Consider the following 14,562-nt stretch of genomic DNA (forward strand, 5'->3'; position numbering starts at 1 on the left):
GTGGCCAGGCGAGCGCGGGTGGACGCCGAACTGGTTCGCCGCGGATTGGCGCGATCGCGAGAACACGCGGTCGAACTGATCAGCGCGGGCCGTGTCCTGATTGCCGGCACGGTGGCTGTGAAACCGGCGACGGCGGTGGAGACCGGAACCCCGCTGATCGTCCGGGAGGAACCCGACGAGGTGTCGTGGGCGTCGCGTGGGGCGCACAAGCTGCTCGGCGCGCTGGAAGCTTTCGAACCGCAGGGGCTCAGCGTGGCGGGTAAGCGCTGCCTGGACGCCGGCGCGTCGACCGGTGGGTTCACCGACGTGCTGCTAGCGCGCGGCGCGACGCAGGTAGCCGCGGTCGACGTCGGGTACGGCCAGCTGATTTGGCGGCTGCAGAACGACGACCGGGTCCAGGTGTACGACCGCACCAACGTGCGCAACATCACCCCCGAAACCATCGGCGGCACAGTCGAATCCGTTGTCGGCGACCTGTCGTTCATCTCGCTCGGACTGGTGTTGCCCGCGCTGGCCGCGTGCGCCGCCGACGGCGCCGATCTGCTGCCGATGGTGAAGCCGCAGTTCGAGGTCGGCAAGGAGCGCGTCGGATCCGGTGGCGTGGTGCGCGACCCGGCCCTGCGCGCCGAGGTGGTGTGCGACGTGGCCGCCGCGGCCGGTGCGCTCGGGTTGCAGACCCACGGTGTCGTCGCCAGTCCGCTGCCCGGTCCGTCGGGCAATGTCGAGTACTTCCTGTGGCTGCGCAAGGTCGGCCCGTTCGACTACGACGCCGCGGAGGTGGAAGCGCTGGTCGCCCGCGCGGTCGAGGAGGGTCCGCAGTGAACACGCACGACGGCGGCAGGGAGATCCTGCTCGTCGCACACCCCGGCCGCGCGGAGATCATCGAGACCGCGCACCGGGTGGCCAAGATCTTCGCCGAGGCGGGCATCTGCCTGCGGGTGCTGGCCGACGAGGCCGACAGCACCCGCTTCGAGGACGAGCCCGCCGGCTACCCGGTGCGGGTGGTGCCGCACAGCCCGTCCGCGGCGCTGGGCTGTGAGATGGTGCTCGCACTCGGCGGTGACGGCACCTTCCTGCGCGCCGCCGAACTCGGCAGGCCGACCGGGGTGCCGGTCCTCGGAATCAACCTGGGCCGCATCGGTTTTCTCACCGAGGCCGAGGCCGAGCATCTCGACGAGGCACTGGCCCAGGTGGTCGACCGGGACTACCGCGTGGAAGACCGGATGACCATCGACGTCACCGTCCGCGTCGACGACACGATCGTCGAACGTGGGTGGGCGCTCAACGAGGCCAGCATCGAGAACGCCCAGCGCATGGGCGTGCTCGAAGTGGTGCTCGAGGTCGACGGCAGGCCCGTCTCGGCGTTCGGCTGTGACGGCATCCTCATCTCCACACCCACCGGGTCGACGGCGTACGCGTTCTCGGCGGGCGGTCCCGTCGTGTGGCCGGAACTCGAGGCGATGCTGGTCATCCCGAGCAACGCGCACGCCCTGTTCGCGCGCCCGCTGGTGACCAGCCCGGAATCGCGGATCGCGGTGGAGACGGTGGCGACCGGGCACGACGCGATCGTGTTCCTCGACGGCAGGCGCACCCTCGCGCTGCCGCGCGGCGGCCGTGCCGAAGTGGTCCGCGGCGAACGACCGGTGCGGTGGGTGCGGCTGGACTCCGCGCCGTTCGCCGACCGGATGGTGCGTAAGTTCCAGCTGCCGGTCACCGGCTGGCGGGGTAGACAGCGAACGGAGAACAGCCGCGATGCTGACAGAGATCAGGATTGACGGACTCGGCGTCATCTCGACGGCCACCGCGCAGTTCCATGCGGGCCTGACCGTCCTCACCGGTGAGACCGGCGCGGGTAAGACGATGGTGGTCACCAGCCTGCACCTGCTCAGCGGCGCCCGTGCCGACGCGGGGCGGGTGCGGCTCGGGGCGGCGAAGGCCGTGGTCGAGGGTCGGTTCGTGATCGACGACGTCAACGACGCGGCCCGCGCGGCCGTCGGCGAGGTACTCGAATCGGCCGCCGCCGAGGCCGACGAGGACGGCAGCGTGATCGCGGTCCGCACCGTCAACAGCGACGGCCGTTCCCGCGCGCACCTCGGCGGCCGGGGCGTGCCCGCCGCGGTGCTCGGTGAGTTCACCTCCCGGCTGCTGACCGTGCACGGCCAGAACGACCAGCTGCGGCTGCAGCGGCCCGAACAGCAGCTCGCCGCGCTCGACCAGTTCGCCGGTGACGCCGTCGCCGGGCTGCTGCGCAAATATCAGGTCCATCGCCGGACCTGGCTCGACGCCCGCTCGGAATTGCTGGAGCGGACGGCGCGCAGCCGGGAGCTGGCGCTCGAGGCCGACCGGCTCAAGCATTCGCTGGCCGAGATCGACGGCATCGCGCCGGAACCCGGTGAGGACACCCGGCTCGTCGCCGAGATCCGCAGGCTCAGCGATCTGGATTCGCTGCGTGAGGCCGCGGTCGCCGCGCACGAGGCGCTGTCCGGTCCGGCCGACTCCGCCGCCGACGGTGGTGGCGTGCTCGACCTGCTCGGCGGTGCGCGGGCCCGGCTGGATTCGGCCGACGATCCGGGGCTGACCGCGCTGGCGCCGCGGCTGGGCGAGGCGATCGCGGTGGTCGTCGACGTGACGACCGAACTCAGCGGCTATCTCTCGGAACTGCCGTCGGATCCGGGCGCGCTCGACTCGATGCTCAACCGCCAGGCCGAGCTGAAGTCGCTGACCCGCAAGTACGCCCCCGACATCGACGGCGTGATCGCCTGGGCCGACGAGTCCCGCGCCCGCCTGGATTCGCTGGACGTGTCCGAGGACGCGCTGGCCAAACTCGCCGGTGAGGTCGAGACGGCGGCGGGCAAGGTGCGCGAGGCCGCCCGCAAACTCAGTGCCGCCCGCGCGAAGGCGGCCGGCAAGCTGGCCTCGGCGGTGAGCACCGAGCTCGGCGGGCTGGCGATGGGCAAGGCCCGGCTCGAGGTGCAGGTGCGGCCGCTGCAGGCGAACGCGCAGGACTCGGCGCCGATCGAGCTCGACGGCGCGCAACTACACGCCGGGTCGCACGGCGTCGACGAGGTGGAGTTCCGGCTCTCGGCGCATTCCGGCGCGCAGTCGCTGCCGTTGAGCAAGAGCGCCTCCGGCGGTGAGCTCTCGCGGGTGATGCTCGCGCTCGAGGTGGTCCTGGCCGGGTCGGATCACGGCGCGACGATGGTGTTCGACGAAGTCGACGCCGGGGTCGGTGGCCGCGCGGCGGTGGAGATCGGCAAGCGGCTGGCCCGCCTGGCGCGCACCCATCAGGTGATCGTGGTGACCCACCTGCCGCAGGTGGCGGCCTTCGCCGACACGCACCTGGTGGTGAACAAGTCCGACGACGGAAAAGGCAAGGTGGACAGCGGAGTTCGCACGCTGACCGACGACGAGCGGGTGGTGGAGCTGGCACGCATGCTCGCGGGCCTGGACGACACCGAGACCGGCCGGGCGCACGCGGAGGAACTGCTGGAAACCGCGCGCGCGGAGCGCGCGCCGGCCTGATCGCGCGGGTGACGTCGCCCGCGCGGACCGCGGGCGACGTCGACGCGACTACTTCAGGGCTTTGCGGACGCCGCCGATGAGCTGGTTGGTCAGCTGACGCAGACCGAATTCGAGGACCGGCGCGGGCACGGGCAGCGACGGCTCGGACTCCATCGTGTAGACCACGCGGGTGCCGCCGGAGCTGGTGTCGGCGAAGGTGATGATGCCGACGTGGCGCTTGACCGGCGCGCCCTTGACGATCTTGTACTCCATCCGCTCGCCGGGGACCAGCGCGGTGATCTCCTCGATGACGCCGGCCTTGCCGAAGCCGAGCACGTGCTGTGCGCCGACGCCGGTGGCCGGGTCGCCCTGTTTGATCAGCTTGACCTGGATCGGGAGGTAGGGGCTGACGGCCTCACGCTCGGTGAAAAGGCGGTAGACGATGTCGCGAGGTGCGTCGAAAACCGTCTCGACGGTGCTGCGGGGCATGGATTGTCTCCTGTCCGAGGTATCTGTGACCCGCAGCATACGGGTAGTTGTCGGCCATGCTCCGACCTGGCCGCCATCGCATCGAAGAACCGGGGTGCGCAGACGCAATCGGGTGATCAGCTCGGTCTGGTTGTCGAGCTGCTGGATCGCCTGCACGCGACCTCGCACGAGGTCGCCGCGGAGTTGCGGGAGAACGACGAGGCGTGACCCTCGCGCCGGATCGTCCGGCATACTGGCCGGAGATCGTTGGTCAGCCGAACTTGTGGAATGTCCCCGCCCCGGTGGTGGACCGACCGAGAGGAAGCGCGAGACGATGCGATGGATCAGCAGAATCGGCGGGACGACCGCCGTCGCCGCCGCAGCGGTACTCGGCGCGACCGGCATCGCCGCCGCCGACCCGGTGACCACCACTTTCCCGGGGGCGGCGGCCTTCTGGGGCTGGAGTATGAACGGGCCCGGCACCGACCACGTCACCGTCACCGCGACGACCGGGGAGCAGCCGGGACAGACGTCCTTCGGTGTGACCTCGGTGCTGCCCTACAAGGGCGATGGTTCCCCGTGGCTGCGGGCCCGGGTGCAGTGGCTGAATGTGAACACCGGCGAGTCGGGTATCGCCGATGTTCCCTACATTCACCCGTGCACCGATCCCGCGCAGTGCCCGGTCGGTCCGGTCACCGTGCACACCGGTGCGGGCCAGGTCATCGCCGGTGTCTACGCGGTCTCCGTCGGGGGCAATATCGGCCCGAGCGTGACTGTCGCGCCGGGCTACGGCATGTTCCAGGCCCGCTGAGTCCGCAGCCGTCCGGGCGCGGCCGGACGTGATGCCGACAGGTTGCTGTGTTCGCGGATCGCGGTGACGAATGTGACCGGTGATTCGGCGCGCCTCCACCAAAGGTTGAGGGTTTGCCCGCATCATCGGCCACATGAAGATGCCGGCGTTGTTGTCGAGGAACACGGAAACGCTGCCGGGTGTCACCGGGATCGCCCGGGTGGACCGCAACACCCGGCGATTGTTGCGGCGCGTCGGTCCCGGGGATGTCGTGGTCCTCGACGAGACCGATCTGGACCGCCACACCGCCGACCGGCTGGTCGAGGCGGGCGTCGTCGCGGTGATCAACACCTCGCCGTCCATCTCCGGCCGCTATCCCAACCTGGGCCCGGAAGTGCTGGTGGCCAACGGGATCGTGTTGATGGACGCGGTGTCGGCCGACGCGTTCGGCAAGATCAAGGACGGCATGAAGGTTCGCATCGACGAGGGCATCGTCTACGCGGACAAACTGACCAAGAAGGAACCCGAGGTCCTGGTCGAGGGCATCGAGTTCGACGAGTCGGCCATCGCCGACCGGATGATCGAGGCGCGCAACGGCCTGGCCGACCACCTCGACGCCTTCGCGGGCAACACCACCGAGTTCGTTCGCACCGAGAGCGCGCTGCTCATCGACGGCATCGGTGTTCCCGACATCGAACTCGAACTGCGTAACCGGCACGTGGTCGTGATCGCCGACGGGTCCGGGCATCAGGAGGAACTGCAGCGGCTCAAGCCGTTCATCAAGGAGTACGCGCCGATCCTGATCGGCGTCGGCCGGGGCGCCGATACCTTGCGCAAGCTCAAGTACAAGCCGGATCTGATCGTCGGCGATCCGGACGAGATCAGCACCGAGACACTGCGATCCGGCGCCGAGATGATCCTGCCCGCCGATACCGACGGGCACGCCAAGGGCCTCGAACGCATCCAGGACCTCGGCATCGGCGCGACGACTTTCCCGTCGTCGGGCTCACCGACCGATCTGGCCCTGATGCTGGCCGATCACCACGGCGCGTCGCTGATCGTGCTGGCGGGCGCGCCCGCCTCGCTGGAGGACTTCTTCGATCGCGGCCGCCGCGACAGCAATCCCGCGACCTTCCTGACCCGGCTCAAGGTCGGCGCCAAACTCGTCGACGCCAAGGCGGTCTCGACGCTGTACCGGCAGCGCTCCTCCGGTGCCGCGCTGGCCCTGGTGGTGCTGGCGGCGCTGGTCGCGATCGTGGTGGTGATCCTGGCCTCGCACAACGGATCCGAGGTGCTGGACTGGGCGATCGAGTACTGGAACCGCTTCGTCCTGTGGGTGCGTGGTCTGCTGTGATCTCGGTGCGTCACCATGCCATCTCGATCGCCGCGATCTTCCTCGCCCTGGCCGTCGGGGTGGTGCTCGGCTCGCAGACCCTGGCCTCGGACATGCTGGCTGGTCTGCGCTCGGACAAGAGCGACCTGCGTGGCCAGGTCGACGCGCTGAGCGCGCAGAACGAACAGCTCACCGCCCGCCTCGACGCCGCCGACCGCTTCATCGCCGACTCGTCGGGCAAGCTGCTCGGTGGCACGCTGGCCGACCGCAGCGTCGTCGTTTTCACCACGCCCGACGCCGATCCCGGCGACATCGACGGGGTGAGTAAGGCGCTCGAGACCGCGGGCGCGCAGGTGACCGGCCGGATCGCGCTCACCGACTCGTTCGTCGACGCGGGGGAGGGGGACCGGATGCGGTCGGCCCTGACCAACATCGTCCCCGCCGGCGCGCAGTTGCGGACCGGCGCGGTCGACCAGGGCAGCATGGCGGGCGACCTGCTCGGCCTGACTCTGCAGCTCGACCCGGCGACCAACCAGCCGCGCAGCACCGCCCCCGAACTCGCGCTGGTCCTGGAGACCTTGCGCGGCGGCGGTTTCCTCGCCTACGGCGACACTCCCGTGCGACCCGCGCAACTCGCCGTCGTGGTCACCGGCAACGGTGTCGCATCCGACAGTGGGCAGGGTGCGACTATCGCCCGCTTCACCGGAGCGGTCCGGGCGCGCGCCGCGGGCACCGTGCTCGCGGGCCGGGCGGGCGCCGCCGAGGGCAACGGCGCCATCGCCCATGTCCGGGCCCAGGCGCCGCTGGCGACCACGGTCACCACGGTCGACAATATCGATCGCGAAATAGGCAGGGTCACAACAGCTCTCGCGTTCACCGAGCAGCTCTCCGGCGGTGCGGGACGCTACGGCACCGGCCCGACGGCCACGTCGTTGACGATGGTCGCGATGCCTCGCTGAAGTGCTGTCACCGGCGACATATCGAGACATCTGATTTCGATGGGACATGGGTAACTCACCGGGTACGCCCACAGGTCCGCGACCGCTGAACCGTCGGCCCGACGCGCGACACACCCCCTCGCAAACGGCACGCAATAATCGCGGGGAGGCGGACCTGCTACTCTGGAGTTCCGTGGGTCAAACACGGAATCAGGCTCGAAATGCCACCAAGCACATCTTCGTGAGCGGTGGCGTCGCCTCCTCTTTGGGTAAGGGTCTCACCGCCTCCAGCCTCGGTCAGTTGCTGACCGCGCGCGGCATGCGGGTGACGATGCAGAAGCTCGACCCGTATCTGAACGTCGATCCGGGCACCATGAACCCGTTCCAGCACGGCGAGGTGTTCGTCACCGAAGACGGCGCCGAGACCGACCTGGATGTCGGCCACTACGAGCGGTTCCTCGATCGCGATCTGTCCAAGGACGCGAACGTGACCACCGGGCAGATCTATTCGACGGTCATCGCCAAGGAGCGCCGCGGCGAGTACCTGGGCGACACGGTCCAGGTCATCCCGCACATCACCGACGAGATCAAGAACCGCATCCTGGCGATGCAGGGCCCCGATCTCGAGGGACATGTGCCGGACGTGGTGATCACCGAGATCGGTGGCACCGTCGGTGACATCGAGTCGCAGCCGTTCCTCGAGGCGGCGCGCCAGATCCGCCACGACGTGGGCCGCGACAATGTGTTCTTCCTGCACGTGTCGCTGGTGCCGTATTTGGCGCCCTCGGGCGAGCTCAAGACCAAGCCGACGCAGCACTCGGTGGCCGCGCTGCGCAACATCGGTATCCAGCCCGACGCGCTGATCCTGCGCTGCGACCGCGAGGTGCCGCAGGGGCTCAAGAACAAGATCGCGCTGATGTGCGACGTCGACGTGGAGGCGTGCATCTCCACCCCGGACGCGCCGTCGATCTACGACATCCCGAAGGTGCTGCACAGCGAGGGCCTCGACGCCTACGTGGTGCGCAAGCTCGGTCTGCCGTTCCGCGACGTGGACTGGGCCGTGTGGGGCGACCTGCTCGACCGCGTGCACTCCCCGCGCGAGACCGTCGAGGTGGCGCTGGTCGGCAAGTACGTCGACCTGCCCGACGCCTACCTGTCGGTGACCGAGGCACTGCGCGCCGGTGGCTTCGCGCACCGCGCGAAGGTGAACATCCGCTGGGTGCCCTCCGACGAGTGCGAGACCGAGGCGGGCGCCCAGGCGGCGCTGCGGGACGTCGACGCGGTGCTGATCCCCGGTGGTTTCGGTATCCGCGGTATCGAGGGCAAGCTCGGCGCCATCCGCTACGCCCGCCACCGCGGTATCCCGCTGCTCGGCCTGTGCCTGGGCCTGCAGTGCGTGGTCATCGAGGCGGCGCGCTCGGTCGGCATCGACGACGCCAACTCGGCCGAGTTCGAGCCCGACACCAAGAACCCGGTCATCTCGACCATGGCCGACCAGGAAGACGTCGTCGCCGGCGAGGCCGATCTGGGTGGCACCATGCGCCTGGGCGCCTACCCGGCCACCCTGCAGAAGGGCTCGGTCGTCGCGCAGGCGTACGGCTCCGAGCACGTTTCCGAGCGGCACCGGCACCGGTTCGAGGTGAACAACGCCTACCGCGACGCCATCGCCAAGAGTGGTCTGGTGTTCTCGGGCACCTCGCCCGACGGGCACCTGGTGGAGTTCGTCGAGTACCCGGCCTCGGTGCATCCGTTCTTCGTCGCCACCCAGGCGCACCCGGAGCTCAAGAGCCGTCCGACCAGGCCGCATCCGCTCTTCGCCGCGCTGATCAACGCGGCGTTGAAATACAAACTGGCCGAACGCCTTCCCGTAGACTTCCCGGAGGAAGAGCTCGCGGAGCAGGCCGCGGATCTCTGAGCGGGAGAGCAGCGACGTGAGCCAACCCGGTAGTCATGACTTCGAGACGGTCTCCAGCCGGGTGCTCTACAGCGGCGCGATTGTGGCCCTGCGCCAGGATCGGGTCGCGATGCCGGACGGGCGGGTCGCCGATCGCGAGGTCATCGAGCACCACGGTGCGGTCGCGGTACTCGCGCTCGACGACGACGGCAATGTCGTCCTGATCCGCCAGTACCGGCATCCGATCGGTACCCGGCTGCTCGAACTGCCCGCCGGGTTGCTCGACATCGACGGTGAGGACCCGCTCACCGCGGCCAAGCGCGAGCTGGCCGAGGAGACGGGCCTGGCCGCCGCCGACTGGTCGGTGCTGGTGGATGTCGCGTTGTCACCGGGGTTCACCGACGAGGCGCTGCGGGTGTTCTTCGCGACCGGGCTCACCGCCACCGACCGGCCCGACCCCGAGCACGAGGAAGCCGATCTCGAGCTGGTGCGGATGCCGGTCGCCGAGGCGGTCCGGGCGGCGCTGGCCGGGGAGATCGTGAACGCTACGGCGGTCGCCGGAGTGCTCGCGTACGCGGCGGCCGCGGCGAGCGCGGTGCCGTTGCGGCCCGCCGACGCGCCGTGGCCGGGTCAGCCGACCGCGTTCCTGCGGCGCAAAGCCGCCGAGGCGCACTCCGGGAGTGGCGCGTGAGCACCACGACGGTCCCCGCCGCAGCGGTCGGCGGGGACTAGGCGGCATCGGGCGTGCTGGCGCGGGAGATCGACGCCTACCTCGACCACCTGGCGGTCGAGCGCGGAGCCGCGCGCAACACCCTCGGCGCCTACCGGCGTGACTTGGCTCGCTACCGCGCCTTCCTCGCCGGCCGCGGCATCGCGAATCTCGGCGCGGTGGCCCAGGGCGATGTCGCGGAGTTCACCATGGCGTTGCGGTCCGGCGGGGAAGATCATCCGCCGCTGGCCGCCGGGTCCGTGGCCAGGGCCTTGATCGCGGTGCGCGGCCTGCACCGGTTCGCGGCCGCCGAGGGCATCACCGACACCGACGTCGCGCACGCGGTGAAACCGCCGGCACCGGGCCGTCGGCTGCCCAAGGCGCTGCCCTACGACCAGGTGCTGCGCGTGCTCGAAGCAGCGGGCGGCGAGGGTGATTCGGGTGGCGCCGACGGTGGACCGCGTGGCCTGCGGGACCGGGCGCTGCTGGAACTGCTGTACTCGACCGGGGCGCGGATCTCGGAGATGGTCGGTCTCGATGTCGACGACCTCGACGCCGAGCAGCGGTGCGTGGTGCTGCGCGGCAAGGGCGGCAAGCAGCGGCTCGTCCCGATCGGCAGGCCCGCGCTCGCCGCGGTCGATGCCTACCTGGTGCGCGGCCGCCCGACCCTGGCCGCCGCCGGAAAGGGTTCCGCGGGCGCGCTTTTCCTCAACGCGCGCGGTGGCCGGTTGTCGCGGCAGAGTGCCTGGCAGGTGCTGCAGACCGCCGCCGAACGCGCCGGCATCGGAGCGACGGTGTCACCGCACACCCTGCGGCACTCCTTCGCCACCCACCTGCTCGACGGCGGCGCCGATGTGCGCGTCGTGCAGGAACTGCTCGGGCATGCCTCGGTCACCACGACCCAGATCTACACCCTCGTCACGGTGAGCACGCTGCGCGAGGTGTGGGCCACCGCGCATCCGCGTGCCAGGTGAACCGGCACCGCGCGGTCGCGTCCAGCGGGTATCGTGCGAACACGCCCGGCGTTGCCATGCTGTACCTCACCGGTCCGAGCGGTAGCGTCTACCACCAGAGCTGGACCGTACGAAAGCGAGCCGGTCCCGAATCGGCCTCGCTACCCTCGACAGGGGTTACCGGTAGGAAACGTATAAGGAGCAGCGGATCGTGACGACAGCGGAAACACCGTGGGACGGTGGACCGGATCAGGTCGCCGAGGCCGTCGAGATGGGCCCGACCGGGCGCCCGCTGCGACTGGTACCCGAGCCTCCACAGGTGCAGCGTCACGGTGACGCGCTGGTGGTGGCCATGTGCAATCAGAAGGGCGGGGTCGGCAAGACCACCTCGACCATCAATCTCGGTGCGGCCCTGGCCGAATACGGCCGCCGGGTGCTGCTGGTGGACCTCGACCCGCAGGGCGCGCTCTCGGCCGGTCTCGGCGTGGCCCACCACGATCTCGACCTCACCGTGCACAACCTGCTGATCGGCGGGAAGGCAGGCGTCGACGACGTCCTGCAGACCACCAAGGTCGACGGGATGGACCTGTTGCCCAGCAACATCGACCTCTCCGCGGCCGAGATCCAGCTGGTCAACGAGGTGGGTCGCGAGCAGTCGCTGGGCCGGGCACTGTCGGGCGTGCGCGACCGCTACGACTACATCCTCATCGACTGCCAGCCCTCGCTCGGCCTGCTCACCGTCAACGCGCTGGCCTGCTCCGACGGCGTGATCATCCCGATGGAGTGCGAGTACTTCTCGCTGCGCGGCCTCGCCCTGCTCAACGACACCGTCGAGAAGGTGCGCGACCGGCTCAACCCGCGGCTGAGCCTGTACGGCATCGTGGTGACCATGTTCGACGCCCGCCTGCTGCACTCCCGTCAGGTGATGTCGCGCGTGGTCGAGGTCTTCGGCGATCTGGTCTACGACACGGCCATCTCCCGCACCGTGCGGTTCCCCGACGCCAGCGTCGCCGGTGAACCGATCACCACCTGGGCCCCGAAATCGGCGGGCGCCGAGTCGTATCGGGCGATGGCACGCGAAGTCATCCACCGGTCGGGCCGGTGATCGACGCAATACCCGAGGCGCAACAGGCTCAGCAAGAAGCGGCGCCCGCCGCCGAGAACACCGGGTTCCACCTGCGGCTGAAGAACTTCGAGGGGCCGTTCGATCTGCTGCTGACGCTGATCAGCTCGCGCAAACTCGATGTCACCGAGGTCGCGCTGCATCAGGTCACCGACGAGTTCATCGCCTACACCAAGGCGCTGACCGCCGAGCTCGCCGAGAACACCAAGTTGCGCGCGGACAAGATCCTCGACCAGACCACCGAATTCCTGGTCGTCGCGGCGACGCTGCTCGACCTGAAAGCGGCCAGGCTGCTGCCCTCGGGCGAGATGACCGACGCCGACGACCTGGAACTGCTCGACGCCCGCGACCTGCTGTTCGCCCGCCTGCTGCAGTACCGGGCGTTCAAGCAGGTGGCCGAACTGCTCGCCGAGCTGGAAGCGGCCGCGCTGCGCCGGTACCCGCGCTCGGTGGCACTCGAGGAACAGTTCGAGGGTCTGCTGCCCGAGGTGACGCTCGGCGTCGACATCGGGGCGTTCGCCGAGATCGCGGCGGCGGCGTTCCGGCCGCGCCCGATTCCGCAGGTCGGCCTCGGTCACCTGCACATGCACACCATCTCGGTCGCCGAGCAGGCCGAACTGGTGCTGGCCCGGCTCAAGGAACGCGGGCCCGGTGGCTGGACGACCTTCGCCGAGCTGGTGGCCGATTGCACTGTTCCGGTGGAAATCGTCGCCCGGTTCCTGGCGTTGCTGGAGCTGTACCGCGGTAAGACCATCGCGTTCGACCAGCCCGATCCGCTCGGGCCGCTGGCCGTGAGCTGGCTCGGCGAGCTGGATCCGGACGCCGAAGCGGCGGCGTTGACGTTCGAGGAGGACTACGGATGATCGGTGCAGTGGCGGAGTTCACTTCCGAGCCGCTCGACGAGGCGGAACTGCGCTCGGCACTCGAGGCGATGCTGCTCGTCGTCGACGCTCCCGCGCCGGTAGAACAGCTGGCCGCGGCCCTGGACGACACCGCCGAGCGGGTCGAGACCATCCTGCGGACGATGTCGGCGGAGCTGACCGCGCGGGGCAGCGGCATCGACCTGCGTTTCGTCGGTGACGGCTGGCGCTTCTATACTCGACAGGAGTACGCGCCCTATGTCGAGCGGGTACTGCTCGACGGGGCCCGGACGAAGCTCACCCGGGCCGCCTTGGAGACCTTGGCGGTGATCGCCTACCGCCAGCCGGTGACCCGGACCAGGGTCAGCGCGGTTCGCGGGGTGAACGTCGACGGAGTGATGCGCACACTGCTGGCCAGGGGCTTGATCGCGGAAGCTGGTCAGGATCCCGACACCAACGGCACGTTGTACCGCACCACCGAGTTGTTCCTCGAACGGATCGGGCTCGCCTCACTGGGCGACCTGCCACCACTGGCGCCGCTGCTTCCCGGCGTCGACCTGATCGACGAGATCAGCGAAAGCCTGGAGACCGATCCACGGTTCACCAGGCTGCAGAAACCGGCCGAGTCCGCCATGGACCTCGGCACCGACGATTGACAGGACAGATGAATAATTCCGCTCGCCGAGATGGCACACCGGACCGAAGAAAACGCAGCGACCAGCCCCGTAGCGGCGCGAACCGAACCGCGGGAACCCGCGGCGGCACCGCGCGCACCGGGCAGTCGGGCAGCCGCAGCGATGCGAGCGGCCGCCGCGGTACCGGCGGATACGAGCGCGGCGAGTCGACCGGCCGCCGCCCCTCCTCGGGTGGTTTCACCCGGGGTGGCACCGACGACCGGCGTGGATCGGCGGGACGCGGCTACCAGCGCGGCGCCTCCGACGACCGCCGAGGCGGTTCCGCGGGCGGCTACGAACGTGACGACCGTCGTGGCGGTTACCAGCGTGGCGGCGACGACCGTCGTGAGGGTGGCTACCCGCGCGGCTCCGGCTCGGCGGGCAGCCCGGCGCGGGGCACCCAGCGCGCTGGTGGCACCGCACGCCCCGCGACTTCGCAGGCGCCCGCTCGGAAGACCAAGAACGCCAAGCCGCAGCGCAAGGTCGTCGCGCCGACGATCCTGAACAACGCCAAGCCGGCCCGGCACCAGCACGCCGAGAACACCGAGGGCCCGAAGAAGCTGCCCTGGGGCGAAGGCGAACGGCTGCAGAAGGTGCTCGCCAAGGCCGGTGTGGCCTCGCGCCGCGCGGCCGAGGACATGATCGCCGCCGGGCGCGTCGAGGTCGACGGCAAGATCGTGCGGGAGCAGGGTCTGCGCGTCGATCCGGAGAACGCGGTCGTGCGCGTCGACGGCACCCGCGTCGTCGTCCGCGACGAACTCGTGCACCTGGTGCTGAACAAGCCCAAGGGCTGGCAGTCCACCATGTCCGACGATCTGGGTCGCCCCTGCGTCGGCGACATCGTCGCCGAGCGGATCGCCGCCGGGCAGCGCCTGTTCCACGTCGGCCGCCTCGACGCCGACACCGAGGGCCTGCTGCTGCTCACCAACGACGGCGAGATGGCGCATCGCCTGATGCACCCCTCCTTCGAGGTGCCCAAGACCTACCTGGCCACCGTCAACGGCGAGGTGAATTACCGCCTGGTCGGCAAGCGGCTGCGCGAGGGCGTCGAGCTCGAGGACGGCCCGGCCAAGGTCGACAAGTTCATGCTGCTCGAGGCCTACGAAGGCCGCTCGCTGGTCAAGCTCGTGTTGCACGAGGGCCGCAAGCACATCGTGCGTAGGCTGCTCGACGAGGTCGGCCACCCGGTGATCCGGCTGGTGCGCACCCATATCGGCCCGGTGGCGCTGGGCGACCAGCGTCCCGGCACGCTGCGCGTGCTCGGCCGGGACGAGATCGGCAAACTCTACGAGGCGGTGCAGCTGTGAACGGAGTGGATT

General features: G+C 69.9%; 14 protein-coding genes. 13 read left to right on the forward strand and 1 reads right to left on the reverse strand.

From position 1 onward, the window contains the following. Genes NV348_RS29515 through recN form a run of 3 tightly spaced genes read left to right on the forward strand, consistent with a single transcriptional unit; the run spans position 1 to position 3,522 of the window. Positions 1-822 (forward strand): TlyA family RNA methyltransferase, encoded by an 822-nt coding sequence (locus NV348_RS29515; RefSeq protein WP_447149771.1) that lies wholly within the window; start codon positions 1-3, stop codon positions 820-822. Continuing rightward, entirely contained in the window at positions 819-1,775 is a 957-nt protein-coding gene (locus NV348_RS29520) for an NAD kinase (RefSeq protein ID WP_447149772.1), read from the forward strand. The genes NV348_RS29515 and NV348_RS29520 overlap by 4 nt, the downstream gene beginning before the upstream one ends. Next, positions 1,753-3,522 carry a DNA repair protein RecN gene (gene recN, locus NV348_RS29525; protein ID WP_447149773.1) on the forward strand — a complete coding sequence of 590 codons (1,770 nt, stop codon included), beginning with the start codon at positions 1,753-1,755 and terminating at the stop codon, positions 3,520-3,522. Before NV348_RS29520 ends, recN begins: the two co-directional genes overlap by 23 nt. Before the next feature lie 48 nt (positions 3,523-3,570). Here recN and NV348_RS29530 read toward each other — a convergent pair whose 3' ends face one another. Next, positions 3,571-3,990, reverse strand: coding sequence for an SRPBCC family protein (locus NV348_RS29530; protein ID WP_447149774.1), 420 nt, complete (start codon positions 3,988-3,990; stop codon positions 3,571-3,573). A 313-nt stretch (positions 3,991-4,303) separates the two neighbouring features. Here NV348_RS29530 and NV348_RS29535 point away from each other — a divergent pair, with 313 nt between their 5' ends. The 10 genes from NV348_RS29535 to NV348_RS29580 all read left to right on the forward strand — a co-directional run bounded on the left by NV348_RS29535 (position 4,304) and on the right by NV348_RS29580 (position 14,550). Beyond that, positions 4,304-4,780 (forward strand): hypothetical protein, encoded by a 477-nt coding sequence (locus NV348_RS29535; protein ID WP_447149775.1) that lies wholly within the window; start codon positions 4,304-4,306, stop codon positions 4,778-4,780. A 133-nt stretch (positions 4,781-4,913) separates the two neighbouring features. Next, positions 4,914-6,113, forward strand: coding sequence for a putative cytokinetic ring protein SteA (gene steA, locus NV348_RS29540; RefSeq protein WP_447149776.1), 1,200 nt, complete (start codon positions 4,914-4,916; stop codon positions 6,111-6,113). Continuing rightward, a complete protein-coding gene (locus NV348_RS29545; protein WP_447149777.1) occupies positions 6,110-7,051 on the forward strand; it encodes a copper transporter in 942 nt (313 codons plus the stop codon). The genes steA and NV348_RS29545 overlap by 4 nt, the downstream gene beginning before the upstream one ends. Positions 7,052-7,223: 172 nt before the next feature. Then, entirely contained in the window at positions 7,224-8,945 is a 1,722-nt protein-coding gene (gene pyrG, locus NV348_RS29550; RefSeq protein ID WP_218716052.1) for a CTP synthase, read from the forward strand. Positions 8,946-8,961: 16 nt separating this feature from the next. Next, complete coding sequence (locus tag NV348_RS29555) at positions 8,962-9,615, forward strand: NUDIX domain-containing protein (RefSeq protein WP_447149778.1); 654 nt, start codon at positions 8,962-8,964, stop codon at positions 9,613-9,615. A 53-nt stretch (positions 9,616-9,668) separates the two neighbouring features. Beyond that, positions 9,669-10,607 carry a site-specific tyrosine recombinase XerD gene (gene xerD, locus NV348_RS29560; protein ID WP_447149779.1) on the forward strand — a complete coding sequence of 313 codons (939 nt, stop codon included), beginning with the start codon at positions 9,669-9,671 and terminating at the stop codon, positions 10,605-10,607. Positions 10,608-10,857: 250 nt separating this feature from the next. Further along, complete coding sequence (locus NV348_RS29565) at positions 10,858-11,691, forward strand: ParA family protein (protein ID WP_447151181.1); 834 nt, start codon at positions 10,858-10,860, stop codon at positions 11,689-11,691. Beyond that, a complete protein-coding gene (locus tag NV348_RS29570) occupies positions 11,688-12,572 on the forward strand; it encodes a segregation and condensation protein A (RefSeq protein ID WP_447149780.1) in 885 nt (294 codons plus the stop codon). The genes NV348_RS29565 and NV348_RS29570 overlap by 4 nt, the downstream gene beginning before the upstream one ends. Further along, the gene (gene scpB, locus NV348_RS29575) at positions 12,569-13,225 is read left to right on the forward strand and encodes an SMC-Scp complex subunit ScpB (protein WP_447149781.1); all 657 of its coding nucleotides are present in this window, start codon (positions 12,569-12,571) and stop codon (positions 13,223-13,225) included. Before NV348_RS29570 ends, scpB begins: the two co-directional genes overlap by 4 nt. A gap of 8 nt (positions 13,226-13,233) precedes the next feature. Then, positions 13,234-14,550: a pseudouridine synthase gene (locus tag NV348_RS29580; protein ID WP_447149782.1), complete on the forward strand. Its 1,317-nt coding sequence runs from the start codon at positions 13,234-13,236 to the stop codon at positions 14,548-14,550. Positions 14,551-14,562 lie beyond the last annotated feature (12 nt).

This window comes from Nocardia fodinahabitans (genome assembly GCF_052983615.1).

What these genes read in the sequence shown, in the direction of transcription:
- recN (WP_447149773.1), top strand. Translation starts at nt 1,753, where the DNA reads ATGCTGACAGAGATCAGGATTGACGGACTCGGCGTCATCTCGACGGCC.
- NV348_RS29530 (WP_447149774.1), bottom strand. Translation starts at nt 3,990, where the DNA reads ATGCCCCGCAGCACCGTCGAGACGGTTTTCGACGCACCTCGCGACATC.
- NV348_RS29535 (WP_447149775.1), top strand. Translation starts at nt 4,304, where the DNA reads ATGCGATGGATCAGCAGAATCGGCGGGACGACCGCCGTCGCCGCCGCA.
- steA (WP_447149776.1), top strand. Translation starts at nt 4,914, where the DNA reads ATGAAGATGCCGGCGTTGTTGTCGAGGAACACGGAAACGCTGCCGGGT.
- NV348_RS29565 (WP_447151181.1), top strand. Translation starts at nt 10,858, where the DNA reads ATGGGCCCGACCGGGCGCCCGCTGCGACTGGTACCCGAGCCTCCACAG.
- scpB (WP_447149781.1), top strand. Translation starts at nt 12,569, where the DNA reads ATGATCGGTGCAGTGGCGGAGTTCACTTCCGAGCCGCTCGACGAGGCG.
- NV348_RS29580 (WP_447149782.1), top strand. Translation starts at nt 13,234, where the DNA reads ATGAATAATTCCGCTCGCCGAGATGGCACACCGGACCGAAGAAAACGC.